Here is a 24451-nt window from a genome sequence, read left to right on the forward strand (position 1 = left end):
GGGGGGGGGGGGGGGGGGGGGGGGCGCTGCCCCCCGCCGCCTGCGGCGTCTCCCCCCGGGATATTTCGGCCAAGATGAAGGCGCGGTCGGTTTTCATCCATTCGGGGACGGGGGCGGCTTCGGCGGCCTTTGCCGCGCGGATGATCGGCGCATAGCCGGTGCAGCGGCACAGGTTGCCCGCGAGCGTGTCGTCATGGGCGGTTTCGCCGTTCATATGCGCCACCGCCATCGAGACGACGAAGCCGGGGGTGCAGAAGCCGCACTGGCTGCCGTGATGGGTGACCATCGCCTCTTGCACCGGATGGGGCTGGCCCTTCGGGCCCCGGATCCCTTCGACCGTGCGCACGGCCTTGCCCTGGAGTTGCGGCAAAAACAGGATGCAGGCGTTGAGCGCCCTTGCGCCGCTCTCGTCGCTGACCATGACGGTGCAGGCGCCGCAATCGCCTTCGTTGCAGCCTTCCTTGGTGCCCTTCAGCCCGCGCGTTTCGCGCAGCCAGTCGAGCAGGGTCCGCGTCGGGCTTTCGTCCGAGACGCTGACCTGCGCTCCGTTCAGGAGAAACGCGATCGCGGTCATTCGTTCTTCCGCCGCGATACTCCCCATTGGAGGCGATATGCGTGCCCGCCCGATGCGGCGTAAAGCTGGCGACGCGCCCCTTCCTTGCTTTTTCATTTCATCAAGCAGGCGCATGCGATTCAAGGCAAGCGCGATTTTCGATGCCTCCGAGGAAGGAGTTTACGCGATTGCCGAAAAGTCGGGCGCTCTTTCGCCCGCTTCGCGGCGTTGATAGGCTGTCTTCATGTCCGAGCCCGTGCGATTCATCCATCTGAGAACCCATACCGAGCATTCGCTTCTGGAAGGGGCGGTGCCGGTCAAGAAGCTGGTCAAGCTGGCGGTCGAGGCGGGGATGCCCGCGATCGCGGTCACCGACACCAACAACATGTTCTGTGCGCTGGAGTTTTCCAGCCATGCCAAGGATGCGGGGCTTCAGCCCATCATCGGATGCCAGGTCAGCCTGGCCTTCGATCCGGCGCAGCCCGGGGAAAAGCCGCGCCTGCCCGCGCCGGTCGTGCTGCTGGCGCAGAACGAGACCGGCTACGAGAGCCTGATGAAGTTGAACTCCTGCCTTTATCTGGGCAAGGGCGGGCAGATCATCCAGGTCACGGTCGAGGAGCTGGCGGCGCATGCCGAGGGTGTGATCTGCCTTTCCGGCGGGCCGGACGGGCCTCTGGGGCGGTTCCTGCGGTTGGGGCAGGATGCCAAGGCGCGGGCCCTGTGCGAGCGGTTGTCGGCGATCTATCCGGGGCGGCTCTACATCGAGCTTCAGCGCCATCCCGGCGAGGGCGGCGCCCTGCCCGAGGCGGAGGCGCAGTCCGAGCGCGGGCTGGTGGGCATGGCCTATGACATGGGCCTGCCGTTGGTCGCGACCAATGACGTCTTCTTCCCCAAGGCCGCGATGTATGAGGCGCATGACGCGATGATCTGCATCGCGGAGGGCGCCTATGTCGACCAGCAGGAGCCGCGCCGCCGCCTGACCCCGCAGCATTACTTCAAATCCGAATCCGAGATGGTCGCGCTTTTCGCCGACCTGCCCGAGGCGGTGGCCAATACCGTCGAGATCGCCCGCCGCTGCGCCTTCATGGCCTACAAGCGCAAGCCGATCCTGCCCAGATTCGCCGATGACGAGGTGGAGGAACTGCGTCGCCAGGCCTGGGAGGGGCTGGAAAAGCGCCTTGCGGTGATCCCGCTGGCAGCAAAGCGCGAGGAATACGAGGAGCGGCTGCGCTTCGAGCTCGGCATCATCGAGAAGATGGGGTTTCCGGGCTATTTCCTCATCGTTTCGGATTTCATCAAATGGGCGAAGGAGCACGATATCCCGGTCGGGCCGGGGCGGGGGTCGGGCGCGGGCTCGCTGGTGGCCTATGCGCTCTTGATCACCGATCTGGATCCCCTGCGCTATGCGCTGCTGTTCGAGCGGTTCCTGAACCCCGAGCGGGTCTCGATGCCGGATTTCGACATCGACTTCTGCATGGATCGCCGCGAGGAGGTGATCCAGTATGTGCAGGGCAAATACGGCCGCGACAAGGTCGCCCAGATCATCACCTTCGGCGCGCTTCTCTCCAAGGCCGCCGTGCGCGACGTGGGGCGGGTCCTCCAGATGTCCTATGGCCAGGTGGACCGGCTGTCGAAGATGATCCCGGTCGAGGGCGTCAAGCCCGTCTCGATCACCAAGGCGCTGGCCGATGAGCCGCGCCTGCGCGAGGCCGCGAAGGAAGAGGTGGTGGAGCGTCTTCTGGCCTATGCCCAGCAGATCGAGGGGCTTTACCGCAATGCGGGCACCCACGCCGCCGGGGTGGTGATCGGGGACAGGCCGCTGGACGCGTTGGTGCCGCTTTACCAGGACCCGCGATCCGACATGCCGGCGACGCAGTTCAACATGAAATGGGTGGAAGCTGCGGGGCTGGTGAAATTCGACTTCCTCGGCCTCAAGACGCTGACGGTGATCCAGAATGCGATCGAGCTGATCCGCAAGAACGACCGCCCGCTGCATGTGGCCCGCGACGGCCGCCAGCTTTACGCGCCGAAGCCGGGGACCGAGAACGACATCGGCCACATCCCGCTGGACGATCCGGCGACCTATGCGCTTTACGCGGCGGCGCGCACGGTGGCGGTGTTCCAGGTGGAAAGCTCGGGCATGATGGATGCGCTGCGGCGCATGAAGCCCACCTGTATCGAGGATATCGTGGCGCTGGTGGCGCTTTACCGTCCCGGGCCGATGGAGAACATCCCGACCTATTGCGAGGTGAAGAACGGCAGCCGGGAACTCGAATCGATCCATCCGACCATCGACCATATCCTGAAGGAAACCCAGGGCATCATCGTCTACCAGGAACAGGTGATGCAGATCGCGCAGGTCATGGCCGGCTACAGCCTGGGCGGCGCCGACCTGTTGCGCCGCGCCATGGGCAAGAAGATCGCCGAGGAAATGGCCAAGGAGCGGCCGAAATTCGTCGAGGGCTGCACCAAGACCCACGGGATCGACGCCAAGAAATCGGGCGAGGTCTTCGACCTGCTGGAGAAATTCGCCAATTACGGCTTCAACAAGTCGCATGCCGCCGCCTATGCGGTGGTCAGCTACCAGACCGGATGGCTGAAGGCCAACCACCCCGAGGAATTCATGGCGGGCGTCATGAATTGCGATATCCATCTGACCGACAAGCTGGCCGTCTACAAGCGCGAGCTTGACCGGATGGGGGTCGAGACGGTGGCGCCCTGCGTGAACCAGAGCCTTGCCACCTTCGATGTGCGCGACGGCCGGGTGATCTATGCCCTTGGCGCCCTGAAGAACGTGGGCGTCGAGGCGATGAACATGATCACCGCCGCGCGTCGGGTCGAGGGGCGCGAGAAACCCTTCGCCTCGATCTTCGATTTCGCCCGCCGGGTCGACCTGAAGCGGATCGGCAAGCGGCCCCTGGAAATGCTGGCCCGCGCGGGCGCCTTCGAGGCGCTGGAGCCCAACCGCGCCCGCATCTTCCAGGCGCTGGACGCGCTGGTCGCCTATTCGGCGGCGGTGCATGAGGCGGCGGGCTCGGCGCAGGTCTCGCTCTTCGGCGAGGCGGGCTCGGACATTCCCGAGCCGCGGCTGCCGCAATGCGACGACTGGCTGCCGGTGGAGCGGCTGGGGCACGAGCATCAGGCGGTGGGCTTCTACCTCTCGGGCCATCCGCTGGACGATTACATGCCCGCGCTGAAGCGGCAGGGCGTCTTGACCCTGTCCGAGATCACCCTTCAGGCGGTGCAGAAGGGTCAGCCCTTCGTCGCCAAGATCGCGGCGGCGGTCAGCGCGCGGCAAGAGCGCAAATCGGCCAAGGGCAACCGTTTCGCCTTCGTGGCCTGCTCCGACCCGACCGGGCTTTACGAGGCGACGGTCTTCTCGGACGTGCTGGAGCAATCGCGCGAATTGCTTGAGCCGGGCTGCAATGTGGTGCTGTCGGTCCGGGTCGATCCCGATGGCGAAGGCGTCAAGCTCTTGGTGAACAGCGTCTCGCCCATCGATTCGGTGGCCGATCAGGCCGGGGCGGCGGATCTGCGCATCCATCTGAACCGCGAAGAGGCGGTGGCCGCGATCGCGGCGCTGCTGGCGAAGGCCTCGGGCCGGGCGCGGGCGCGCATCACTCTTTGCGTCCCGGACGCGGCCGGGCGCGAGGTCGATCTGGAATTGCGCGATCCCTATCCGGTCACGCCCCAGCTCAAGGGCGCGCTGAAGGCGGTGCAGGGCGTCGTGATGGTGGAAGAGGCCTGAGGCGGCCCCCGGTATCGGCGGGCGTTTCCGTTCAGCCCCTGAGGATGCGGTTCACATGGCCCATCTTGCGGCCCGGCCGGGCCTCGGTCTTGCCATAGAGATGGACCGAGGTGTCGGGCGCGCGCAAAAGCGCGGGCAGGCGGTCGATGTCGTCGCCGATCAGGTTCTCCATCACCACATCGGCATGGCGCTTGCCATCGCCCAGCGGGAGGCCGGCCACCGCGCGGATATGCTGCTCGAACTGATCGACCGCGCAGCCCGCCTGGGTCCAGTGGCCCGAATTATGCACCCGGGGCGCGATTTCGTTGACCAGAAGGCCCGAGGGGGTCACGAACAGCTCGACCCCCATCACGCCGACGTAATCCAGCGCGTTCAGGATGCGCGCGGCGATCAGCACGGCATCCGAGCGCCGCGCCGCGCCGATCCGCGCGGGCAGGGTCGTGGTGCGCAGGATCCCGCCCTCATGGATGTTCTCGCCCGGGTCGAAGGCCGAGATCGCACCGTCGAGCCCCCGCGCCGCCACCACCGAAATCTCGCGCTCGAAGGCGATGAAACCTTCCAGCACCGCGGGCGCGCCCGCCATCGCGGCCCAGGCGGCGGGGATGTCGGCTTCCTCGGTCAGCCGGGCCTGGCCCTTGCCGTCATAGCCCAGCCGGGTGGTCTTCAGCACGGCGGGCAGCCCGATCCGCGCCACGGCGGCGCGCAGGTCGGCCTCCGAATTCACCTCGGCCCAGGGGGCGGTTTCAAGGCCGATCCCGTTGAGGAACCCCTTCTCGGCGATGCGGTCCTGCGCGACCGCAAGCGCGCGGCGGTTCGGCCGGATCGGGCGCAGGGATTCCAGCAGGTCGAGCGCCCGGGTCGGCACGTTCTCGAATTCATAGGTGATCACGTCGACCCCGGCGGCAAAGTCGCGCAGCGCGGCCTCGTCGTCATATCCGGCGGTGACCAGCCGTTCGGCGACATGGCCCGCCGGAGCCTGGGGGGCGGGCTCGAACACATGGCAGCGATAGCCCAGCCTGCTGGCCGCGACCGAGAGCATCCGGCCCAACTGGCCGCCCCCGAGAATGCCGATCACGGCGCCGGGGGGGAGCGGGGCGATTGGGGCTGTCATCTGTCGTGGTCCTGCCTGCTGAGGCCCGGGCCGGGCCTGTGAAAGACGCGCTCAGTCGTCCTTGGGTTCTTCGGGGATCGAGGCCGAAAGCGCCGCGCGCCAGGCGTCCAGCCTTGCGGCGATGCCCTCGTCCGATATGGCAAGGATTCCCGCCGCCATCAGCCCGGCATTGGCCGCCCCCGCCGCGCCGATCGCCATGGTGGCGACGGGAAAGCCCTTGGGCATCTGAAGGATGGAATAAAGGCTGTCCACGCCCGAAAGCGCCCGGGTCTGGACCGGCACGCCGATCACCGGCACCCGGGTTTTCGAGGCCATCATCCCCGGCAGATGCGCCGCGCCCCCGGCGCCCGCGATGATCACCTTCAGCCCGCGCTCGACCGCGCTCTTGCCGTAGGACCACAGCCGGTCCGGCGTGCGATGGGCCGAGACGATCCGGCTTTCATAGCCGATCCCCAGTTCGTCTAGGATCAGCGCGGCCTCCTTCATCGTGGCCCAGTCGGATTGCGACCCCATGATGATGCCGACGGCGATGCCCATATCCATTGCCCCTGCTGTGCGGCCCTGCCCGCTGGTGGCGCGGCTTTGCCGGATCATGCGGCCCCGGATCGCCAGCGGTCGGGGCCGTTTTCGCCGATACAGGGGAATGCCCGGGGGGGCAAGCCAAAGCGGGTGCGGCCGGATCAGGCGATGATATCGGGGATCAGCCGGTCCTCGATCGCGGTGATCTGGTCCTTCAGCGCAAGCTTTTGCTTCTTGAGCCGCCGCAGCGTCAGTTGGTCGGGCCTGCCGTTGGTCTCAAGCGCATGGATCGCCTCGTCGAGGTCGCGGTGCTCTCGGCGCAGCACCTCAAGCTTCACGCGAATCATTTCTTCGAAACTCATTTCCGAGGGGGCATTCATGGCAGGGCAGGTCTTCCGGCTGGCTGGTCGTTGCAGGATATAGGAAATCTTTTGATTCGGTGAAGAATCACGCAAGGCTTTTCTGCGATTCCCTCCGGTCTTCGCATCCGCCGCTCCCTACCGGCCTCCAACACCGCCGCGGGGGTTGCGAGCGGCCGTCCCGCGCCCCATATTTCCCTATATGGCGCCCGATGCCCGATGGGGTCGGCGCCGCGAATTGTCGCTTTATGCAAAGGACAGTCGAGGAATGACGAAACTCAGCTTCGGCGCGCATCCCTTCCTTCTGGGGTTCGAACAGTTGGAACGCCTGGTCGAGCGCACCGCCAAATCCGGCGCCGAGGGCGGCTATCCGCCCTATAACATCGAGGCGGTCTCGGAAAACGCCTATCGCATCACCCTCGCCGTCGCGGGCTTTCGCGAGGAGGATCTGGCGATCACCATCGAGGACCGCCAGCTTGTCATCCGCGGCCGCGTGGCCGAGGGCGCGGGCCCGCAGGAACGGGTCTATCTGCATCGCGGCATCGCCTCGCGCGCGTTCCAGCGCAGCTTCGTGCTGGCCGATGGGGTGCGGGTGGCGGGCGCCCGGATGGAACACGGGCTGTTGCACATAGATCTGGAGCGTCAGGTGCCGGAAAGCGTGGTCCAGACCATCGCCATCTCGCGCGGTGGCGCTTCGAACGGAAAGGGGTGATGAAAATGAACACGCCATTCAAAGGTTTTCCCGAGGATGCCGAGCGGATCGTCTATGTCCGCCCGATCGCGGTGGCCGATCTGGCCGCCGAATTGCCGCAAGAGGCGCAGGCCGAAATGCGCGAGCAGGTCGGCGAGGCCGAGGTGATCTATTCGGTCCATGCGCCGAACGGGCGGCGCCTGGCGCTGGTCGCGGACCGCAATCTCGCCTTCCATCTGGCCAAGGCGCATGATTTCGCGCCGGTCAGCGTGCATTGAGGCCGGGCCCGCAACGGTATCGGCCCTGACCGGCCAAAGATGTGACGGATTTTCCTGCGGCACCGCGCCGCAGGAAAGACGGAATTCCTGCGTTCTGGCGTATCCTTCCCAAGGACTCGCGCCATCGACACCGAAAGCAGGAGGCCAGCCATGACCACATCGCAAGCGAAATCCCCCAGGACCAGACCCGCCGGATACGGCCCGGCCCAGATCGCCCTTCACTGGCTGATCGCCTTGGGCATTGTCGTGAACTATTTCGCCGGAAGCGGCATGGGGCGGGCGCTGTTCCAGCGCCTGCAAGGGGCCGAGGTCACGGTCCCGAACGCCATGCTGCATGTCTGGCTGGGGGTCGCGGTCTTCGTCCTGGCGGTGATCCGTATCATTCTTCGGCTGCGCCGTGGCGCGCCGCCCGCGCCGCACGGGATCACCGGCAAGCTGGCCCATGCCGTCCATGGCCTGCTATATCTTCTGATCCTGCTGATGCCGCTTGCCGGGATGGTCGCCTGGTTCGGTGGGCAGGAGGCGGCGGCGGGGCCGCATATGCTGATGGCCAACCTGATCTTGCTGCTTGCGGCGGGCCATGCGCTGGCGGCGCTGTTCCACCAGTTCGTGCTGAAGGACGGCACGCTGCTGCGGATGCTGCGCCCGGGCTGATCCGAAATCCGTCCCTGTCCGAAATCCCTCCCCGGGGCGCGCAGCCCTGCCCCCGGGGCGTCGTCCCCCGGGGCCTACTCCTGCTCGGCCAGCCAGCGTTCGGCATCCAGCGCCGCCATGCAGCCCATGCCCGCCGAGGTCACCGCCTGGCGATAGACATGGTCGGTCAGGTCGCCGGCCGCGAAAACGCCGGGGATCGAGGTGCGGGTGGTGCCGGGCTCGACCTTCACATAGCCGCCGGAATGCAGCTCAAGCTGGTCCTTGACCAGTTCGGACGCGGGCGCATGCCCGATCGCGACGAAGAAGCCGTCGCAGGGCAGATCGCGCTCCGTCCCGGTCTTGAGGTTGCGCAGCCGGACGGCGGTGACCCCCAGGGGCGCCTCGGTCCCCAGGACCTGGGTCACCTCGCTGTCCCAGACCACCTCGATCTTGGGATTCTTGAACAGCCGGTCCTGCATGATCTTTTCGGCGCGGAAACTATCGCGGCGGTGCACCACCGTCACTTTCGAGGCGAAATTGGTCAGGAAGAGCGCCTCTTCCACCGCGGTATTGCCGCCGCCGATCACAACCACCTCGCGCCCGCGATAGAAGAAGCCGTCGCAGGTGGCGCAGGCCGAGACGCCGAAGCCCTTGAACTTCTCTTCCGAGGGCAGGCCCAGCCATTTCGCCTGCGCGCCGGTGGCAAGGATCAGCGCATCGGCGGTATAGGTGGTGCCGGAATCGCCTGTGGCCGTGAAGGGGCGGCGCGACAGGTCCAGCGCGGTGATATGGTCGCCGACGATCTCGGCCCCCATCTCGCGGGCGTGTTCTTCCATCTCGACCATCAGGTCGGGGCCCTGCACGGTCTTGTGGCCGGGCCAGTTCTCGACCTCGGTGGTGATGGTCAACTGCCCGCCGGGCTGCATGCCCTGGATCAATACCGGCGCCAGCATCGCCCGCGCCGAATAGACCGCCGCCGTATAGCCCGCAGGCCCCGAACCGATGATCAGAACCTTGCTGTGCCGCGTCTCGCCCATGATTGGCCCTTTCCCGTTACAGGGGTTCGATATAGACATGGCTTCCCTGCGCCGAAAGCCCCGTTCGACGCCTGGTCCCCTTGCATGGACAGATCCCGCCATGGAGCTTTTGCCGCCCCGAGGCGGGCCGTTGCGCCGGGCCTGCGTCGAACGCAACGCTGCCCGGCGAAAACGCTTCCCATGCGAAACTTTGTTGCGTGACGGGGGGCAAAGCCCTAGACAGGCTGCGGACCAAGGAGAGAGACATGCCCGGCCACAAGCTTGACGAGATCGACCGGCGCATCCTGGCCGAGCTTCAGGCCGATGGCCGGATGACCAATGTCGAGCTTGCCAGCCGCGTCGGCATTTCCGCGCCGCCCTGCCTGCGCCGGGTGCGCACGCTGGAGGAGCAGGGTTTCATCTCCGGATATCACGCCGATATCGACGCGCGCGAGCTGGGGTTCGAAGTGTCGGTCTTCGCCATGGTGCGGCTGACCTCTCAGGCCGAGTCGGATCTTTCCGCCTTCGAGGCCAGGTGCCGCGCCTGGCCGCTGGTCCGCGAATGCCACATGCTGAACGGCGAGATCGACTTCATCCTGAAATGTGTCTCGCCCGACCTGTCGACCTTCCAGGGCTTTCTGACCAGCGAATTGCTCAAGGCGCCGAACGTGGCCAATGTGAAGACCAGCCTTGTCATCCGTTGCGCCAAGGACGAACCCGGCGTGCCCTTCGAGGTGCTTGAGGAGCGGCTGGCCCGCAACGCCTGAGGCTGCGGCCTGCCGCTTTGGCGCGGCAGGGGGCCGTCCGGCGAAACGCCTGATCCTCAAGCAGAAAAGCGGCCCCTTCGTGGTGTCAGAGGAACACCGGGGCCGCCTGTCTGAACCGATCCGGTCTTCGTGAGCGCGAAGGCCGGTCTCTGGCGGTCCGTGCCCCGCGTTCCGGTGTTCGGAGGCCGCGAAAGGGTATTACGATGATCCGCCAGACGAGTCTTACACAATGCAGGGACAACTGCTGCGATTGAAGATGGCGGAAATGCGGCCCTCTGTCAAAGGATTGCCGCAACTCGATCTCGTTTGGAAACGAAGCCGGATAGACGGGGGGATTGTCTTTGGCCGGGGCCGGAATGCGGCCGATTGTGGCTGGGGGCGGTGGCGAATCAGCCAAATTCGATTCGAAGATGCGGCAGAATTCGGGGCTCGAAAGCCGACAAGCCACGATTCGGGCAAACGGCTGCGGCCCGGGCGCCTTTCGGCGGCCGGGCCCGGTCGCGGGTGATTGGTTGCCGTCAGCGCGCGGCGATCGCGCCGCTGCGCCCGAACAGCGGCACCTGCGCGGTCGGGGCAAGTGCGGCGATCTCTCGATTGTTCTCCTGCCCTGCGGTCAGGCTTGCGGGGCGGCTGCGATGGCCGCGCATCCAGGGAAAGCTGGGCAGCGGCTCGGCCGATGCGGCGATCACGGAGCGAAGCCAGCGGCGCTCGGTCTGAATGTCCTTGGTCATGTCCTGCACTCCTCAACATACCCTCTCCGGGGCTGAGTGCAGAATCGCGGATCAATGGGGCAGGGATTGGACGGATTGGCGCCGGAATGCGGCCATTTCCGAAACCGGGACAATCGGGACGAAAGTGCCAGACTGTTGCCGAACCGCCGGATCGGCCATGGTTTTCAGGGGATTTCAGCCGCGCCTTCGCGGACCGCCCCCGGCAATTGCGGCAGCCCCGTGGCGGGTCACAGCCGGATGGTCGAGATCAGCCTGCCATAGTCGGCCTCACCGGCATGGGTGGTGCGGCGATAGCTGAAGAACCGCTCCGAATCGCGATAGGTGCAATGGCGGGTCCATTCGGCATGGCCGATTCCCGCCTGGCGCAGCCGGTGCAGCCCGAAGGCCGGAAGGTCGAACAGATAGCGCCCCGAAGGGCTGTTGGCGAAGAACCGCCCGTTCAGCCGGTCCTCGGTCAGGAAGGTGTCGAGGAATTCCTGCCCGACCTCATACGAGGCCTGGCTGATCGTCGGGCCGATCACGGCGCGGATCTGCCCGCGCCGGGCCCCCAGTCCTTCCATCGCGTCCAGCGTGGCCTCCAGCACGCCCTCGAATGTGCCGCGCCAGCCGGCATGGGCGGCGCCGATCACCCGCGCCTCGGGATCGGCGAAGAGGACGGGCTGGCAATCGGCGGTCAGCACCGAGAGCGCCAACCCGGGCACGTCGGTCACCAGCGCATCCGCGCGCGGCCGGTCCGAACGCGGCCCGGTCACCGTCACCACATCGGCGGAATGCACCTGGTCCAGCACGACAAGCCCCCCGGCCCCGACCCCCATCGCCTCGGCCACGCGGGCGCGGTTGATCGCGACGATCTCCGACTGGTCGGACGAACCCGGCCCGCAGTTCAGCCCGGCGAAGATCCCCGACGAGGCGCCGCCCTTGCGGGTGAAGAAGCCATGGCGGAAGGGCAGGGCGTCGGAGGTGATGATCTCAAGCATTCTGGGCCTCGGCCATCAGGGGAATCCCGGGGGCGGCGGTGCGCCGGGCGGATGGACGGCCAGCGCCTTGAACAAGGTTCCCATTTCCTGCGCGGCAGTCAAGCGCCGCACGGCAGCAAGATGGGCCTCCAGCGGGCCTCCGGTCAGGCGCTCGGCCAGTTTCGCGGCCCGCTGCGGCAGGCCGAGCCGGTTCAGCAGATCGCCTTGCGTCGTATAGGCGCAAGCCGCGCCCGCCGCGCCCGCCGCCCGCGCCAGTGCCGCGAAATCGACATGCGCGGTCAGATCGGCCGCGCCGGGGTCGGACAAGGGATGGATGTAGCGATGCGCGCGCAGCGCCTGGAACGTGTCGCCCCGGCTGTGCCAGTCGCCATAGTCGACGATCAGCGCGAGCCCGCCGTGCCGCGCGACCCGTCCGGCGATGGACTGCATCACCGGAACGGCGGCGGGGCAGATCTCGACCGTATCGCCCTCGGCCAGATCCGTCAGGCGCGGCTCCAGCGCCGCCAGCGGCAGCGGGGGGGCGTGGCCGAAGCCGAGCGCGCCGGTCTCGGAAAGCCCGACCATGGTCTCGGACCAGCCGCCGCCCCGGCGGGTGAACTGGCGGATCGGCAGGGCGTCGAAGAATTCGTTGGCGAGCAAGAAGAGCGGGCCCTCGGGCAGGGCGGCGGCATCGGGCAGCCATTCGACCGGGTAATCCGCCAGCACCTGCGCCTGAACCCCGCGCAGATGGGCCGAGGCCTCGACCAGCGCCACGCGGGCGGCGGCGTGAAATCCTGGCACGCCCCGCGTCGCGCGCAGGACATCGGCCATCAGCGTGCCGCGCCCGGGGCCGGTCTCGGCCAGGGTGAAGGGGGCGGGGGTGCCCAGATCCAGCCAGTATTGCGCCAGCGCCAGCCCCAGCAATTCGCCGAACATCTGGCTGATCTCGGGCGCGGTGATGAAATCCCCGCCGGTTCCGAACGGATCGCGGGTGGCGTAATAGCCGTGCCGGGGGTGCAGCAGGCATTCGGTCATGTATTCGGCCAGCGTCATCGGCCCGGTCTCGCGTATGCGGCGGGCAAGGATCGCCGCCAGCGCCGTCATGCGGCCTGCCCCGAGGCCCTGGCGCGCAGGATGAACCACAGCCCGGCCGCGATCATCGGCAGGCACAGGATCTGGCCCATGGTCAGGCCCCAGCCGCCCCAGTGCAGCGCCAGCCCCAGCGGATTGCCGGGCGAGACGAATTGCGCATCCGGCTGGCGCAGGAATTCGACCGCGAAACGCGCGATCCCGTAGCCCGCGATGAAGACGCCCATCACCCGGCCCGGAAAGCGCAGCCATCCGCGCCGCCAGACCAGCCAGAAGATCAGCGCGCCAAGGATCAGCCCCTCAAGCAGCGCCTCGTAAAGCTGGCTGGGGTGGCGGGCGCAGAGGGTGACGATGCCGGGGCAGTCCTGCGCCGCCTCGCCCGGGAAGACCACGCCCCAGGGCAGGTCGGTCGGACGGCCCCAAAGCTCGGCATTGACGAAGTTGGAGAGCCGTCCGAGGAACAGCCCCGGCGTCACCGCCAGCGCGAAAAGATCGCCCAGCGAAAGTGGCGCGACCCCTTCCTTGCGGGCAAACAGCAGCCCGGCGGCGACTACGCCCAGGAAGCCGCCGTGGAAGGACATGCCGCCCTCCCACACCCGCAGGGCGCCCAGGGGGTCGCGCAGATATTGACCGGGCGCATAGAACAGCACATAGCCGAGCCGCCCGCCCAGGATGACGCCGAAGATGACCCAGGTCAGCAGCCGCTCCACCTGTTCGGGGGTCAGCGGCGCGGATCCCGGCCGCCACAGATGTTCGGCCCGGACCGCGCGCAGCACGATCCACCAGCCCGCAAGCAGCCCGACGATATAGGCCATCGCATACCAGCGCAAAGCGATGGTCATGCCGAACAGCTCGAAGCTGAAGATGTCGGGGGACAGGTTCGGAAAGGCGATCATGCTGTCTCCTTGGCGCTGGCCCGGTTGTCCTCGCGTTGTCTTCGCGCGCGGGGGGGAAGTCAACCGGGGGCCGGCGGCGCGGCTCTGCCCTTGTGGTGGGGGCCCTGCCTGCGCATATAGGGGGCAGGCCAAGGAAAAAGGTGCGCCATGCAGACCCGCAGCAAGTTCTTCGACGACATGAGCCAGCTTGTGACCAATGCCATGGGCGTGGCGCAGGGCGCGCGGACCGAGGCGGAGACCGCGTTCAAGAGCATGATCGACCGCTGGATGGCGGGGAAGGATTTCGTCACCCGCGAGGAATTCGACGCCGTGCGCGCCATGGCCGTCAAGGCCCGCGAGGAGAACGCCGCCCTGCTCGCGCGTATCGAGGCGCTTGAGGCGGCGGAGAAATCCGCCTCCAAGGCCAAGCCGCGCAAGGACGCCTGATCCTCGCGGTGCCTCAGCCCCGGCGCAGCAGCCGGAACGCCGCCGAGGCGCCGTAGCCCGCCAGCGCCGCCAGCACGAGCGACAGCACGCCATAGATCAGCGGTTGTTCTTGCGAGAGGTTGTAGATCGCGCGCTCCAGCCCCTCCTTGCGGACGTTGATGGTCTTTTCCTGCACCGCGATCACGTTGCGCTCGCGCAGAAGGAACATCCGCACCCGGTATTCGCCCTCGGTCAGGTTGGCGGGCAGGGCAATATCGGCGCGAAACAGCGTGTCCTCGCTGAGTTCGATGGTGCGCTCAAGCTGCCGGTAGCGCCCTTCGGCGGTGCGCACCCGGATCAGGCCGCGGATGAAGTCCTCATGCTCCAGCGCCGGATCGGCGATCCCGACCGCGCGGATCAGCCGGTCGATGGTGATGCGGTGGCGGTGATCGTCGGTCGAGGACAGGATCCGCTCAAGCCCCCGGGTCGTTGCGACGGCATAGAAGGTGGGGGCGCTGTCGATCCCCACGGCGGCATCGTTGATCCATATCCCGGCGATGCGGTCCTTGCGGCGGACGGTCACCGGACCCTCGGGCCCCTCGACGGTGACGATCACGTCGAGGCGGCTGTCGGGGATGGCGCTCTCGCGCTTGACCGCGCCATAGACCAGGATCTCGGAACCGTCGAAATCGGCGGTGATGGCGACGCGGGTCTGGCTGAGGCCCGAGACGATGCTCTCGCCCTCGGCCGATGCGGCAAGGGGCCAGCACAGGGCGGCAAGGCACAGGCCGACCCGGATCATGGCCCGGATGAAGATCGGGATCATGGCAGGAGCCCCGGCGTGACCGAGTAAAGCTCGTCCGGGCGGATCAGAAGGTCGGCGGCGATGCGGATGGCCACCGCCAGCACCAGAAGCGACAGCAGGACGCGCAACTGCTCGGCCTTCAGCTTCAGCCCGACCTGCGCGCCGACCTGCGCCCCGATGACGCCCCCCAGGATCAGCAGCAGCGCCAGCATCATGTCCACGGTCTGGCTGGTGACCGCATGCATGATCGTGGTGAAGCCGGTGACGAAGATGATCTGGAAAAGCGAGGTGCCGATCACCACCTTGGTCGGCATCCCCAGCAGATAGATCATCGCGGGCACCAGGATGAAGCCGCCGCCCACCCCCATGATCGCGGCCAGAAAGCCCACGAAGGCGCCGATCAGCGTGGGCGGGATGACCGAGATGTAAAGTCCCGAGGCGCGGAACTTCATCTTGAGGGGCAGGCCATGCGCCCAGCTATGGACATGGGCGCGGCGGATCCTGGGCTTCACCGAACGGCTGCGCAGCAGGGCGCGCAGGGATTCGTTGAACATCATCGCCCCGATCAGGCCAAGGAAGACGACATAGGAAAGCTGGACGAACAGGTCGATCTGGCCGCGCGCCTTCATCAGCTCGAACACCCAGATCCCGATGCCCGAGCCGATGACGCCGCCCGCGAGCAGCACCGTCCCCATGCGGAAATCCACCGCTTTGCGCTTCATCTGCGCCAGCACGCCGGAAACCGACGAGGCCACGACCTGATTGGCCCCGGTCGCAACCGCGATCGGCGGCGGCACGCCGATGAAGAACAGCAGCGGCGTGATCAGAAAGCCGCCGCCCACCCCGAACATGCCCGACAGGAACCCGACCACGCCCCCGATACCGAGCAGCAGGAAGGCGTTGACCGAAACCTCGGCGATGGGAAGGTAAAGCATCATCTGCGGGCACAGACCGAAAAAGCGGAAGGGTTGAGACCAGACCTCAGGCTTGCGCGGCTTTGACGCCGAAGTCAAAGCCTCAGCCCAGGGCTCGCAGGTAACGGCGCAGGATGCGTTCCAGTTTTGCCGCACCAAGCGGGGCCATCGCCTTGGTGTGCTCGTGGCTGATCTTCTCGTCCGAAAGCCCGGCGGCCATGTTGGTGACGGTCGAGATCGCCGCCACCTCAAGCCCCAGGAAGCGGGCGAGGATCACCTCGGGCACGGTGGACATGCCGACCGCATCGCCGCCCAGAAGCCGGATCATGCGTATTTCGGCCGGGGTCTCGAACGAGGGGCCGGAATACCAGGCATAGACGCCTTCGGGCAGGGCGATGCCCTCGGCCTCGGCGGCGGCCTGCAGCGCGGCGCGCAGGCGCGGGCTGTGGGCCTCGGTCATCGGCACGAAACGCGCGTCGGTCTTCTCGCCGATCAGCGGGTTCAGGCCGGACTGGTTGATGTGGTCGGAAAGCAGCATCAGGTCGCCCGGTCGGATGTCGGGCCGCAGCGATCCGGCGGCATTGGTCAGGATCAGTTCGACCGCGCCCAATTCGCGCAGCACCTCAAGCGCCGGGCGCATCGCGCTCGCATTGCCGTTCTCGTAATAATGCTCGCGTGCGCCGAAGACCGCGACGCGCACGCCCTCCAGCATGCCGATATGAAGATTGGGATTGTGGCCCGAGACGCGGGCGTCGGGAAAGCCGGGCAACTCGCCATAGGGGATCGCCACCCCCTCGACCGCATGGGCCAGGTGGCCAAGGCCGGAGCCCAGGATCAGCCCGAGGCGGACGGGCTCCTCTCCGGCGCGGGCGCGGATCAGTTGGGCGGTGCGGGTGGCATCGGTCATGTCCTGGCTCTTTCGTTCTTGCGGGTCGTCGCGGGCTGATGGAGGTCTCAGCGTTCCTTCACATAGGGCTCGCCCCCGGCGCGCGGCGGGATCGCCTTGCCGACGAAGCCCGCCAGCACCAGCACGGTGAGGATATAGGGCAAAGCCTCGATGAACGAGCCGGGAACGCGGAACGGCACCACATTCGCCACCACGTCGGGGCGCAGCGCCAGGGCCTGGAAAAAGCCGAACAGCAGGCAGGCCCACATCGCCGCCACCGGCCGCCATTTGGCGAAGATCAGCGCGGCCAACGCGATATAGCCGCGCCCGGCGGTCATCTCCTTGCCGAAACCGGCCTGAAGCGCGGTCGCCATATAGGCGCCCGCGATGCCGCACAGAACGCCGGTGATCATCACCGCCGAATAGCGCAGCCGCGTGACCGAGACCCCGGCGGTGTCGACCGCCGCCGGGTTTTCGCCGACCGCCCGCAGCCGCAGGCCGAAGCGGGTCCGGTAAAGCACCCACCAGGTCAGCGCGACGATGGCGAAGGCGGCATAGACCAGCGCGGAATGGCCCGAGACCACCTCGGCATAGAAGGGCCCGATCAGCGGCACGTCGGAAAGCGCCTGCGCGAAGGGCAGTTCGATCGGCGCGAAACGCGCGTTCCCGGACAGCGAGGGCGTGCGCCCGCCCTGGCGGAACAGGGTCTGCGCCACCAGCACCGTCAGCCCCGAGGCGACGAAGTTCAGCGCCACGCCCGAGATCAACTGGTTGCCCCGGAAGGTGATCGAGGTCACGCCATGGATCAGCGCGAAGATCAGCGAGCCCAGGATCCCCGCCAGCAGCCCCCAGATCACCGGCGGCAGCAGGTCCCGCGCCCAGGTCAGGTCCAGCGTGAACAGGCCCAGCGGGATCTGCCAGACCGTCGAGGCCGCCACCAGCGCAGAGACCGCGCCCGAACACATCGCGGCGGCCAGCATCTTGCCTTCCAGCCCGATGTCGAAAATCCCCGCGCGCTCGGAATAAAGCCCGGCGATACAGGCCAGAAGCAGCGGAGTCGCAAGCCGGATCGTCGAATCCAGCAGTTGCAGCAGCGTGTTCAGATCCATCACGCGACCCCCTTTTGAACGCCGCCGCCGAACAGCGCGAAGACCCGGGACAGAAGCATCCTGACCATCACGTCAAGCGCGCCGGTGAACAGAATCACCAGACCCTGGACGACGATGCGCATCTCGATCGGGATGCGGGTCCAGAGGCCAAGCTCGGCCCCGCCCTGGAAGAGAAAGCCGAAGAGAAAGGCCGCCAGCACCACGCCGAACGGATGGTTGCGCCCCATCAGCGCCACCGCGATGCCGATGAAACCGGCGCCCGAGGCCGAATTGCCGACCAGCCGCCCGGCCTCGCCCATCACGTTGTTCAGTGCCATCATCCCGGCCAGCCCGCCCGAGATCAGCATGGCGATCATGGTGATGCGGGTGGCACTGATCCCGGCATAGCGCGCGGCGGGCTCGGATTTGCCGAAGGCGCGGATCTGGAAGCCCAGCCGACTGCGCCACAGGAGGAGCCAGACCGCCACTGCCAGCGCCAGCGCGATGAAGAGGGTGATGTTCGCGGGCACCGGGCGGGTGAAGATCAGATTCAGCAGCGGGATCTCGTTCAGGGAGGGGATCTGCGCGGCCGGGGGGAAATAGGCGGTCGAGGGGTCCTGCTGGCCCGGCGGGCGCAGCACGTCGACCAGCATGTAGATCATCAGGCTGGCGGCGATATAGTTGAACATGATCGTGGTGATCACGATATGGCTGCCGCGCCGGGCCTGAAGCCAGGCCGGGATCGCCGCCCAGGCCGCGCCGAACAGGGCCGCCGCGATGGCTGCGCCGATGAGCGCCAGCGACCAGTGCGGCCAGGGCAGCATCAGGCAGCACAGGGCGACGCCAAGCCCGCCCAACTGGGCCTGGCCCTCGCCGCCGATGTTGAAAAGGCTGGCATGGAAGGCCACGGTCACGGCAAGCCCGGTGAAGATGAAGCTGGTGGTGTAGTAAAGCGTATAGCCCCAGCCCCTTGCATCCATCAGGCTGCCCTGGATCATGGTGCTGATCGCCTCGCGCGGGTCCTGGCCGATGGCAAGGATCATCAGCGCGGCGATGGCCGCGGCCAGAAGCAGCGAGACCAGCGGCACGAGCGTCAGATCGGCCCAGCGGGGAAGACGTTCCATCAGGCGGGTTCTCCCCTCGGGGCGGCGGGATCGGCGCTGTCCATCCCGGCCATCAACAGGCCCAGCTCGCGCTCGTCGGTCTGGTCGGGCGCGCGCTCGCCCATCAGGCGGCCGTCGAACATCACCGCGATCCGGTCGGAAAGCGACATGATCTCGTCCAGCTCGACCGAGACCAGCAGGATCGCCTTACCCTGGTCGCGCAGCGCGACGATCTGCTTGTGGATGAATTCGATGGCGCCGATATCGACGCCGCGCGTCGGCTGGCCGATCAGCAAAAGCTCGGGGTTCTGCTCGATCTCGCGCGCGACGACGATCTTTTGCTGGTTGCCGCCGGAGAAGCTTTTCGCCGCCAGCGGCGGCAGCGGCGGCCGCACATCGAAGGTTTCCATCTTGCGCGCGGTATCGGCCCTGAGCGCGGCATTGTCGATCAGCCAGCCCGCGCCGTAGCGGCTGTCGTCGTCATAGCCGAAGGCGACATTCTCCCATGCCGCGAAATCAAGGATCAGCCCGTGCTGGTGGCGATCCTCGGGCACATGGGCGATGCCTGCGCGGCGGCGGCTCTTGCCGTCGGCGCCGGGGCCGGTCAGCGGCAGTTCCGCGCCCTTGAGCGTGATCCGCCCGCGGGCGGGCGTCATGCCGCCCAGGGCTTCGAGCAGTTCGGACTGGCCGTTCCCGGCGACGCCGGCGATGCCCAGGATCTCGCCCGCGCGGATCTGGAACGAGACGCCCTTCAGCCGCTCGACCCCGTGGTCGTCGGTGACGCGCAGATCCTCGACCTTCAACACCACCTCGCCGGGCCGGGCGGGGGTCTTCTCGACCTCCAGCAGCACCTTGCGCCCGACCATCAGCTCGGCCAGCGCCTCGGGGCTGGTCTCGGCGGTGCGGACCGTGCCGACCATGGTGCCCCTGCGCATGACCGAGACGTTGTCGGTGGCCTCCATGATCTCGCGCAGCTTGTGGGTGATCAGGATGACGGTCTTTCCCTGCGCCCTGAGGCCCTTGAGGATGCGGAACAGATGGTCGGCCTCGGACGGGGTCAGCACGCCGGTCGGCTCGTCGAGGATCAGGATCTCGGCCTGGCGGTAAAGCGCCTTGAGGATCTCGACCCGCTGCTGGTGGCCGACCGACAGATCCTCGATCAGAGCGTCGGGATCGACGTCGAGTTCGTATTCGCGCGACAGGTCTCCGAGCACCTTGCGCGCCTTGGCGAGCGAGCGGCGCAGAAGCGGGCCGTCCTCGGCCCCCAGCACGACATTCTCCAGAACGGTGAAATTCTGCACCAGCTTGAAATGCTGGAACACCATGCCGATGCCCGCGCGGATGGCGGCCTGGCTGTCATGGATCGGTGTCGGCACGCCGCCGATAAGGATCTGGCCCGAATCGGCGCGGTAGAAGCCGTAAAGGATCGACATCAGCGTGGATTTGCCCGCGCCGTTTTCGCCTATGATGCCGTGGATCGTGCCCCTGGGGACCACGATATTGATGTCGCGGTTGGCCTGGACCGGGCCGAAGGCCTTGGAAATGCCGCGCAATTCAATGGCGGGCGGCCCGGATCCGTCGGAAGGGGGGGGCGTTTCCGCCCACCCCCGGGTTTCATCGGCGCGCATCCCGTCCGCTCAGAACGTGGCGGCGGGGCAGGTGTTGTCGGTGCGGTAGTCATGCACGGTCAACTCGCCCGACTTGATCTTCTCGGCGGCGGCATTGACCGCATCGGCGATCTCGGCGGTGATCAGCGCCTCGTTGTATTCGTCCAGCGCATAGCCCACGCCTTCGGAGGCCAGGTCGAGGGTCTGCGGCGTGGTGTCCAGCGCCTCGCCCGCCGTGAAGGCGTTGTAGACCGCGACATCGACGCGCTTGAGCATCGAGGTCAGCATCGCGCCGGGGTGAAGGTAGTTCTGGTTCGAATCGACGCCGATGCCGTAGATTCCTTCATCTGCAACGGCTTGCAGGATGCCCAGCCCAGTCGAGCCCGCGGCGGCGAAGATCACGTCCGCGCCTTGGGCCTTCTGCGCCTTGGCAAGCTCTCCGCCCTTGACCGGGTCGTTCCAGGCCGCGGGCGTGGTGCCGGTCATGGCCGAGACGAACTTGATCTCGGGGTTCACCGCGACGGCGCCCTGGGCATAGCCGCAGGCGAAGTTGCGGATCAGCGGGATATCCATGCCGCCGACGAAGCCGATGGTGCCGGTCTTCGACGACAGCGCCGCGATCATGCCGACCAGATACGAGCCCTCATGCTCCGAAAAGCCGATCGACAGCACATTGGGATGGGCTTCGGGGTCGACCCAGCCGTCGATGGTGACGAATTTGGTGTCGGGGAAATCGGGGGCGACCTTGGTGATCGGGTCGGACATGGCAAAGCCGGTGGTCACGATCGGGTTCGATCCGGCCTCGGCCAGGCGGCGAAGCGCCTGCTCGCGCTGCGCCTCGTCCTGCATCTCGATCTCGCGATAGGTGCCGCCGGTCTCGGCCGCCCATTTCTCGGCGCCGTTATAGGCGGCTTCGTTGAAGCTCTTGTCGAATTTGCCGCCCAGATCGAAGATCAGCGCGGGCTCGGCCAGCGCGCCGCCCGCCGTCAGCGCCAGCGTGGCGCAGGCCCCGGCCAAGGCGCCCGCCATGGTTCCGGTCAGGGATTTCAGGAAGGTCATAGGTCTTCTCCCGTTGCTTCAAGATGTTCCGGCCTCGGTGCCCTGCGCCCAGGGAGGGCCGCCGGTCGCGGGTCGGATTGCTGCCATGATAGCGATGAAGCCGAAGTGGGGGTCAAGAGCGATTCCGAACTCGGGGGCGACGAAGCCCGGCCCGGCGGCGCTGGCTGCGGAAAAACCGGCAATTGGGGGCTCAGGGCGGGGGGGCGAGCGTCCGGGTCATGACGATGGCGTCGATGCGCTGGCCGTCCGGGGCGGCGTAATAGCCGCGCCGGACCCCGGCGCGCCGGAAGCCCAGCGATTCGTAAAGCGCGATGGCGGCGGGATTTTCCGCCGAGACCTCAAGAAATGCGGTCTCGGCCTGAAGCGCGCGGGCCCGGGTCAGAAAGCCCTCGACCAGGCGTCGCCCCAGCCCCTGCCTGCGCCGCGCGGGTGCCACGGCAAGCGTCAGCAATTCGGCCTCGCCCGCGATGGCCCGACCGATGAGGAAGCCCCCCGCCTCTTCCAGCACGAAGACGGGGGCCGAGGCCAGAAGCCCGGCGATCTCGGCCGCGTCCCAGGGGCGCGGCGTGGTGAAACTGGCGGCATGGAGGGCGGCGAGCCGCGCCGGATCGGGGGCGCCCGGCCCGGGCTCAGGCATCAAGGATCACCGGCGGCGGGTCGGCAGGGGGGGCGGCATCGGCACCGCGCAGGTAGAAGGGCGCGGGCCGGGGTCCGGGCGCGCGGGCGGCCCCGATCCGGGCCATGGCCTCGGCCAGGGGCATCGCGGGGGAAAGGCCCCCGGGCCCGGCCGCACTGCCGGTCAGCGCGCCCCCGGGCAGGCGGGTTCCGGCCGGGACCAGCCGGGCCGGGTCGGCGCTTTCTTCAAGGAATCGTTGAAGATAGATCTCGCCGCGCCTGGCATCCTCGACCACGGTGAGCGGGCGGGGCAGGCCATGGGCCAGCGCCTCAAGCCGGGTCACGCCGATGGCGGGGATGCCGAGGCCAAGCGCCAGCCCGCGCGCGGCGGCGACCGCGATGCGGATGCCGGTGAAATTCCCCGGCCCGGTGCCGACGGCGATCCGCGTCAGGTCGCGCCAGCCGATCCCGGCCTCGGCCAGCAATTCCTCCAGCAGCGGCATCAGCCGCTCGGCCTGTCCCTTCGCCATCTCCTCCCGGCGCAGCAAGACCCGGCCGGGCAAGAGCAAAGCGGCGGCGCAATGCGCCGCCGATGTGTCGAATGCCAGCGTGATCGTCGCCGGTGAGGTTTCAGGCCGCGACAGGGCGCACCTCGGTCACTTCGGGGATGTAGTGGCGCAAGAGGTTCTCGATCCCCATCTTGAGCGTCAGCGTCGAAGAGGGGCAGCCCGCGCAGGCGCCCTGCATATGCAGATAGACCACGCCGCGGTCAAAGCCGTGGAAGGTGATGTCGCCACCGTCCTGCGCCACGGCGGGGCGGACGCGGGTGTCGAGGAGTTCCTTGATCTGCTGGACGATCTCGCCATCGGCCTCGTCGAAGTTGGTGCCATGGGCGGATCCGGCCTCGCCCTCGATCACCGGGGCGCCGGACTGGTAATGCTCCATGATCGCGCCGAGGATCTGGGGCTTGATATGGGGCCAGTCCACGCCCTCGGCCTTGGTCACGGTGATGAAGTCGATGCCGAGGAAGACGCCCTCGACCCCGCCCGCCGCGAAGATGCGCGTGGCCAGGGGCGATTTGGCCGAGGCCTCGGCCGAGGGGAAGTCGGCGGTTCCCGCCTCAAGCACCTGCTGGCCAGGAAGGAACTTCAGCGTGGCGGGGTTCGGCGTGGATTCGGTCTGGATGAACATGATCGGGCCTCCGGGGGGCTCAGGCCAAGGCGGACCCCCGCCCGGGCGATACCTGTCGGATATGCGCGCGGGTGGGGCGCAAGTCAACCGCGGCGGGGGAACAATCGCGCCGAAACGCCGGTTGGGCGCATCGCCCGGAAAGAACCTCGGGGGGCGGCAGAACCCGTGCCGGGGGCCGTTTCTCGGCCGCTTTCGCGCGCGGGCATCGCCCGGCCGGGTTCGAGAGGCCGCCGAAGGCCAGACTGGAGCGCGGTCTCGCGCCGCAGGCGCGGAGTCCGATCAGGCGAGATCGGCGCCGAAATAGGTATACATCTGCTCGACCGCGCTCAGCGAGCGCAACTCGACATGGCGCAGGATTTCACGCTCGGCCGAGTGATAGACCACCGAGGCGTTCGCGGCAGCCTCGACCAGGGCGGCATTGACCGGCTGGGCTTCGGCGGTTTTCAGGGCTTGTTGCACCGACATTCTCGTGCGTCCTCATAAAAGGGTCATACTCCCACGTGATCTAGATAGGCTGATGCTGCGGCGCAGAAAACCCATGATTGAGCAGTCCCGCCTTGCGCTTCGGGCATGGCTGCGCCGCCATCGAAACGGTCATCACAGCGAAAGCCCGCCGGGGGGGCGGGCTTTGGGCAGGTGTCTTGGGGGGCCTTACTGGTAGCAGTGCAGCGGCACCACCGCATGGGCCACGCCTTCGGGCACCTCGCCCGAAATGTCGCCGCCCGTGCCGTCGCCCTGCGGGCGCGAGATCCGGTTTTGCGCAAGGAAGGTCAGAAGCGGGCCCGAAGGCACGGCGAAATTCATGTTCTGCGGCAGGCTTCCGGTTTCCTCCAGCACGGCCAGGTCGTCCATCCGGCTGACCACGACGCCGATCACCGCGCCCTTCTTGTTCAGAAGCGGCCCGCCCGAGTTCCCCGGCTGGACCGGCGCGGTGATCATCACCCGGTTCGACGAGCCGTCGGCGCCGCGCAGCGCGCTGACATTGCCGCTGGTGACGGTCAGACCCTGGTCGAGGCTGGTGTAATAGGGATAGCCGAGCGCGGTCACCGCCTCGCCCAGCCGGGGCACCTCAAGCGCCGAAAGCCGCAGCCAGGCCCCGGCATCGGTGGCGCCGCCCAGAACCGCCACATCCAGCGAGACATCGGCGGCAAGGATCTCAAGCGGTGTGCCGTCGATCATGGCGACCGCCGAGCAGCCCTCGATCACATGGGCGGCTGTCACCAGAACGGTGGGCGCGATGTAGAAGCCCGAGCCCGAGCCCGCGATGGTGCCGCTGACCGGCTCTCTGGGCGTTTCGGCCACGACGGCGGGCGGGCTGGCGGGGGTGGAGCCCGGGGGCGCGGTGCCCAGGGGCGGGCTTTCCGGCGCAGGGGCGCCGCTGCCGGGCGCGCGGATCGGGGCCGCGCCGGGGGCGGTGCCAAGGCCGGGGGA

The 24451-nt window shown here is 67.7% G+C and carries 27 protein-coding genes; 6 read left to right on the forward strand and 21 right to left on the reverse strand.

Going from position 1 to position 24451, the window contains the following annotated elements:
* Positions 1-574, reverse strand: a 574-nt coding sequence (locus ABNX41_RS20175; protein WP_438671490.1) for a 2Fe-2S iron-sulfur cluster-binding protein, incomplete at its 3' end; no start/stop codon positions are given.
* Between the two features lie 223 nt (positions 575-797).
* Here ABNX41_RS20175 and dnaE point away from each other — a divergent pair.
* Positions 798-4301: a DNA polymerase III subunit alpha gene (gene dnaE, locus ABNX41_RS20180; RefSeq protein ID WP_438671491.1), complete on the forward strand. Its 3504-nt coding sequence runs from the start codon at positions 798-800 to the stop codon at positions 4299-4301.
* Between the two features lie 31 nt (positions 4302-4332).
* On the opposite strand, the gene ABNX41_RS20185 is transcribed toward dnaE, so the two are convergent.
* The 3 genes from ABNX41_RS20185 to ABNX41_RS20195 all read right to left on the reverse strand — a co-directional run bounded on the left by ABNX41_RS20185 (position 4333) and on the right by ABNX41_RS20195 (position 6311).
* Positions 4333-5412 carry a 5-(carboxyamino)imidazole ribonucleotide synthase gene (locus ABNX41_RS20185; protein WP_438671492.1) on the reverse strand — a complete coding sequence of 360 codons (1080 nt, stop codon included), beginning with the start codon at positions 5410-5412 and terminating at the stop codon, positions 4333-4335.
* Between the two features lie 51 nt (positions 5413-5463).
* Positions 5464-5949 carry a 5-(carboxyamino)imidazole ribonucleotide mutase gene (purE, locus tag ABNX41_RS20190; RefSeq protein WP_438671514.1) on the reverse strand — a complete coding sequence of 162 codons (486 nt, stop codon included), beginning with the start codon at positions 5947-5949 and terminating at the stop codon, positions 5464-5466.
* A 143-nt stretch (positions 5950-6092) separates the two neighbouring features.
* Positions 6093-6311: a YdcH family protein gene (locus ABNX41_RS20195; protein WP_438671493.1), complete on the reverse strand. Its 219-nt coding sequence runs from the start codon at positions 6309-6311 to the stop codon at positions 6093-6095.
* Positions 6312-6558: 247 nt separating this feature from the next.
* Between ABNX41_RS20195 and ABNX41_RS20200 the strand changes: the two genes are divergently transcribed.
* The 3 genes from ABNX41_RS20200 (at position 6559) to ABNX41_RS20210 (ending at position 7913) form a co-directional block, all read left to right on the forward strand.
* Positions 6559-7002: an Hsp20 family protein gene (locus ABNX41_RS20200; RefSeq protein ID WP_438671494.1), complete on the forward strand. Its 444-nt coding sequence runs from the start codon at positions 6559-6561 to the stop codon at positions 7000-7002.
* Between the two features lie 5 nt (positions 7003-7007).
* Complete coding sequence (locus ABNX41_RS20205) at positions 7008-7259, forward strand: DUF1150 family protein (protein ID WP_438671495.1); 252 nt, start codon at positions 7008-7010, stop codon at positions 7257-7259.
* 150 nt (positions 7260-7409) lie between these two features.
* Positions 7410-7913: a cytochrome b gene (locus ABNX41_RS20210; RefSeq protein ID WP_438671496.1), complete on the forward strand. Its 504-nt coding sequence runs from the start codon at positions 7410-7412 to the stop codon at positions 7911-7913.
* Between the two features lie 74 nt (positions 7914-7987).
* Here the strand turns inward: ABNX41_RS20210 and trxB are convergent, their stop codons facing one another.
* Complete coding sequence (gene trxB / locus ABNX41_RS20215) at positions 7988-8929, reverse strand: thioredoxin-disulfide reductase (protein WP_438671497.1); 942 nt, start codon at positions 8927-8929, stop codon at positions 7988-7990.
* A 245-nt stretch (positions 8930-9174) separates the two neighbouring features.
* On the opposite strand from trxB, the gene ABNX41_RS20220 reads away from it, so the two are divergent.
* Positions 9175-9675, forward strand: a complete 501-nt coding sequence (locus ABNX41_RS20220; RefSeq protein ID WP_438671498.1) for an Lrp/AsnC family transcriptional regulator — start codon at positions 9175-9177, stop codon at positions 9673-9675.
* Between the two features lie 518 nt (positions 9676-10193).
* Here the strand turns inward: ABNX41_RS20220 and ABNX41_RS20225 are convergent.
* From ABNX41_RS20225 to lgt, 4 genes are all read right to left on the reverse strand, one after another.
* Positions 10194-10406, reverse strand: a complete 213-nt coding sequence (locus tag ABNX41_RS20225) for a hypothetical protein (RefSeq protein WP_438671499.1) — start codon at positions 10404-10406, stop codon at positions 10194-10196.
* A gap of 227 nt (positions 10407-10633) precedes the next feature.
* Positions 10634-11383 (reverse strand): peptidoglycan editing factor PgeF, encoded by a 750-nt coding sequence (gene pgeF, locus ABNX41_RS20230; RefSeq protein WP_438671500.1) that lies wholly within the window; start codon positions 11381-11383, stop codon positions 10634-10636.
* A 15-nt stretch (positions 11384-11398) separates the two neighbouring features.
* Complete coding sequence (locus ABNX41_RS20235; RefSeq protein WP_438671501.1) at positions 11399-12466, reverse strand: class I SAM-dependent methyltransferase; 1068 nt, start codon at positions 12464-12466, stop codon at positions 11399-11401.
* The gene (gene lgt / locus ABNX41_RS20240; protein WP_438671502.1) at positions 12463-13347 is read right to left on the reverse strand and encodes a prolipoprotein diacylglyceryl transferase; all 885 of its coding nucleotides are present in this window, start codon (positions 13345-13347) and stop codon (positions 12463-12465) included. The genes ABNX41_RS20235 and lgt overlap by 4 nt, the downstream gene beginning before the upstream one ends.
* A 147-nt stretch (positions 13348-13494) precedes the next feature.
* Between lgt and ABNX41_RS20245 the strand changes: the two genes are divergently transcribed.
* Positions 13495-13773: an accessory factor UbiK family protein gene (locus tag ABNX41_RS20245; protein WP_438671503.1), complete on the forward strand. Its 279-nt coding sequence runs from the start codon at positions 13495-13497 to the stop codon at positions 13771-13773.
* A gap of 13 nt (positions 13774-13786) precedes the next feature.
* Here ABNX41_RS20245 and ABNX41_RS20250 read toward each other — a convergent pair whose 3' ends face one another.
* The 12 genes from ABNX41_RS20250 to ABNX41_RS20305 all read right to left on the reverse strand — a co-directional run.
* Positions 13787-14554 (reverse strand): TIGR02186 family protein, encoded by a 768-nt coding sequence (locus tag ABNX41_RS20250; protein WP_438671515.1) that lies wholly within the window; start codon positions 14552-14554, stop codon positions 13787-13789.
* A 20-nt stretch (positions 14555-14574) separates the two neighbouring features.
* A complete protein-coding gene (locus ABNX41_RS20255; RefSeq protein ID WP_438671504.1) occupies positions 14575-15495 on the reverse strand; it encodes a sulfite exporter TauE/SafE family protein in 921 nt (306 codons plus the stop codon).
* Between the two features lie 79 nt (positions 15496-15574).
* A complete protein-coding gene (locus ABNX41_RS20260) occupies positions 15575-16378 on the reverse strand; it encodes a purine-nucleoside phosphorylase (protein WP_438671505.1) in 804 nt (267 codons plus the stop codon).
* 47 nt (positions 16379-16425) lie between these two features.
* Complete coding sequence (locus ABNX41_RS20265) at positions 16426-17466, reverse strand: ABC transporter permease (RefSeq protein WP_438671506.1); 1041 nt, start codon at positions 17464-17466, stop codon at positions 16426-16428.
* Positions 17466-18569: an ABC transporter permease gene (locus ABNX41_RS20270; protein ID WP_438671507.1), complete on the reverse strand. Its 1104-nt coding sequence runs from the start codon at positions 18567-18569 to the stop codon at positions 17466-17468. Before ABNX41_RS20270 ends, ABNX41_RS20265 begins: the two co-directional genes overlap by 1 nt.
* On the reverse strand, positions 18569-20176 hold the full coding sequence (locus ABNX41_RS20275; protein WP_438671508.1) for an ABC transporter ATP-binding protein: 1608 nt from the start codon (positions 20174-20176) through the stop codon (positions 18569-18571). Before ABNX41_RS20275 ends, ABNX41_RS20270 begins: the two co-directional genes overlap by 1 nt.
* A 9-nt stretch (positions 20177-20185) precedes the next feature.
* Entirely contained in the window at positions 20186-21214 is a 1029-nt protein-coding gene (locus ABNX41_RS20280; protein WP_438671509.1) for a BMP family lipoprotein, read from the reverse strand.
* A gap of 190 nt (positions 21215-21404) precedes the next feature.
* Complete coding sequence (rimI, locus tag ABNX41_RS20285) at positions 21405-21851, reverse strand: ribosomal protein S18-alanine N-acetyltransferase (protein ID WP_438671510.1); 447 nt, start codon at positions 21849-21851, stop codon at positions 21405-21407.
* Positions 21844-22473 (reverse strand): tRNA (adenosine(37)-N6)-threonylcarbamoyltransferase complex dimerization subunit type 1 TsaB, encoded by a 630-nt coding sequence (tsaB, locus tag ABNX41_RS20290; protein WP_438671516.1) that lies wholly within the window; start codon positions 22471-22473, stop codon positions 21844-21846. The genes rimI and tsaB overlap by 8 nt, the downstream gene beginning before the upstream one ends.
* Positions 22460-23020 carry a NifU family protein gene (locus ABNX41_RS20295; protein ID WP_438671511.1) on the reverse strand — a complete coding sequence of 187 codons (561 nt, stop codon included), beginning with the start codon at positions 23018-23020 and terminating at the stop codon, positions 22460-22462. Before ABNX41_RS20295 ends, tsaB begins: the two co-directional genes overlap by 14 nt.
* Before the next feature lie 279 nt (positions 23021-23299).
* On the reverse strand, positions 23300-23485 hold the full coding sequence (locus tag ABNX41_RS20300; protein WP_438671512.1) for a hypothetical protein: 186 nt from the start codon (positions 23483-23485) through the stop codon (positions 23300-23302).
* 186 nt (positions 23486-23671) lie between these two features.
* On the reverse strand, positions 23672-24451 hold a 780-nt coding region (locus ABNX41_RS20305; protein ID WP_438671513.1), incomplete at its 5' end, for a S1C family serine protease.

It is taken from the genome of Pseudogemmobacter sonorensis (genome assembly GCF_042762395.1).
Classification (GTDB): domain Bacteria; phylum Pseudomonadota; class Alphaproteobacteria; order Rhodobacterales; family Rhodobacteraceae; genus Pseudogemmobacter; species Pseudogemmobacter sonorensis.

Coding starts and splice junctions, on each gene's coding strand:
- dnaE (WP_438671491.1), top strand. CDS start 798: ATGTCCGAGCCCGTGCGATTCATCCATCTGAGAACCCATACCGAGCAT.
- ABNX41_RS20185 (WP_438671492.1), bottom strand. CDS start 5,412: ATGACAGCCCCAATCGCCCCGCTCCCCCCCGGCGCCGTGATCGGCATT.
- purE (WP_438671514.1), bottom strand. CDS start 5,949: ATGGGCATCGCCGTCGGCATCATCATGGGGTCGCAATCCGACTGGGCC.
- ABNX41_RS20195 (WP_438671493.1), bottom strand. CDS start 6,311: ATGAATGCCCCCTCGGAAATGAGTTTCGAAGAAATGATTCGCGTGAAG.
- ABNX41_RS20200 (WP_438671494.1), top strand. CDS start 6,559: ATGACGAAACTCAGCTTCGGCGCGCATCCCTTCCTTCTGGGGTTCGAA.
- ABNX41_RS20205 (WP_438671495.1), top strand. CDS start 7,008: ATGAACACGCCATTCAAAGGTTTTCCCGAGGATGCCGAGCGGATCGTC.
- ABNX41_RS20210 (WP_438671496.1), top strand. CDS start 7,410: ATGACCACATCGCAAGCGAAATCCCCCAGGACCAGACCCGCCGGATAC.
- trxB (WP_438671497.1), bottom strand. CDS start 8,929: ATGGGCGAGACGCGGCACAGCAAGGTTCTGATCATCGGTTCGGGGCCT.
- ABNX41_RS20220 (WP_438671498.1), top strand. CDS start 9,175: ATGCCCGGCCACAAGCTTGACGAGATCGACCGGCGCATCCTGGCCGAG.
- ABNX41_RS20225 (WP_438671499.1), bottom strand. CDS start 10,406: ATGACCAAGGACATTCAGACCGAGCGCCGCTGGCTTCGCTCCGTGATC.
- pgeF (WP_438671500.1), bottom strand. CDS start 11,383: ATGCTTGAGATCATCACCTCCGACGCCCTGCCCTTCCGCCATGGCTTC.
- ABNX41_RS20235 (WP_438671501.1), bottom strand. CDS start 12,466: ATGACGGCGCTGGCGGCGATCCTTGCCCGCCGCATACGCGAGACCGGG.
- lgt (WP_438671502.1), bottom strand. CDS start 13,347: ATGATCGCCTTTCCGAACCTGTCCCCCGACATCTTCAGCTTCGAGCTG.
- ABNX41_RS20245 (WP_438671503.1), top strand. CDS start 13,495: ATGCAGACCCGCAGCAAGTTCTTCGACGACATGAGCCAGCTTGTGACC.
- ABNX41_RS20250 (WP_438671515.1), bottom strand. CDS start 14,554: ATGATCCGGGTCGGCCTGTGCCTTGCCGCCCTGTGCTGGCCCCTTGCC.
- ABNX41_RS20255 (WP_438671504.1), bottom strand. CDS start 15,495: ATGATGCTTTACCTTCCCATCGCCGAGGTTTCGGTCAACGCCTTCCTG.
- ABNX41_RS20260 (WP_438671505.1), bottom strand. CDS start 16,378: ATGACCGATGCCACCCGCACCGCCCAACTGATCCGCGCCCGCGCCGGA.
- ABNX41_RS20265 (WP_438671506.1), bottom strand. CDS start 17,466: ATGGATCTGAACACGCTGCTGCAACTGCTGGATTCGACGATCCGGCTT.
- ABNX41_RS20270 (WP_438671507.1), bottom strand. CDS start 18,569: ATGGAACGTCTTCCCCGCTGGGCCGATCTGACGCTCGTGCCGCTGGTC.
- ABNX41_RS20275 (WP_438671508.1), bottom strand. CDS start 20,176: ATGCGCGCCGATGAAACCCGGGGGTGGGCGGAAACGCCCCCCCCTTCC.
- ABNX41_RS20280 (WP_438671509.1), bottom strand. CDS start 21,214: ATGACCTTCCTGAAATCCCTGACCGGAACCATGGCGGGCGCCTTGGCC.
- rimI (WP_438671510.1), bottom strand. CDS start 21,851: ATGCCTGAGCCCGGGCCGGGCGCCCCCGATCCGGCGCGGCTCGCCGCC.
- ABNX41_RS20295 (WP_438671511.1), bottom strand. CDS start 23,020: ATGTTCATCCAGACCGAATCCACGCCGAACCCCGCCACGCTGAAGTTC.
- ABNX41_RS20300 (WP_438671512.1), bottom strand. CDS start 23,485: ATGTCGGTGCAACAAGCCCTGAAAACCGCCGAAGCCCAGCCGGTCAAT.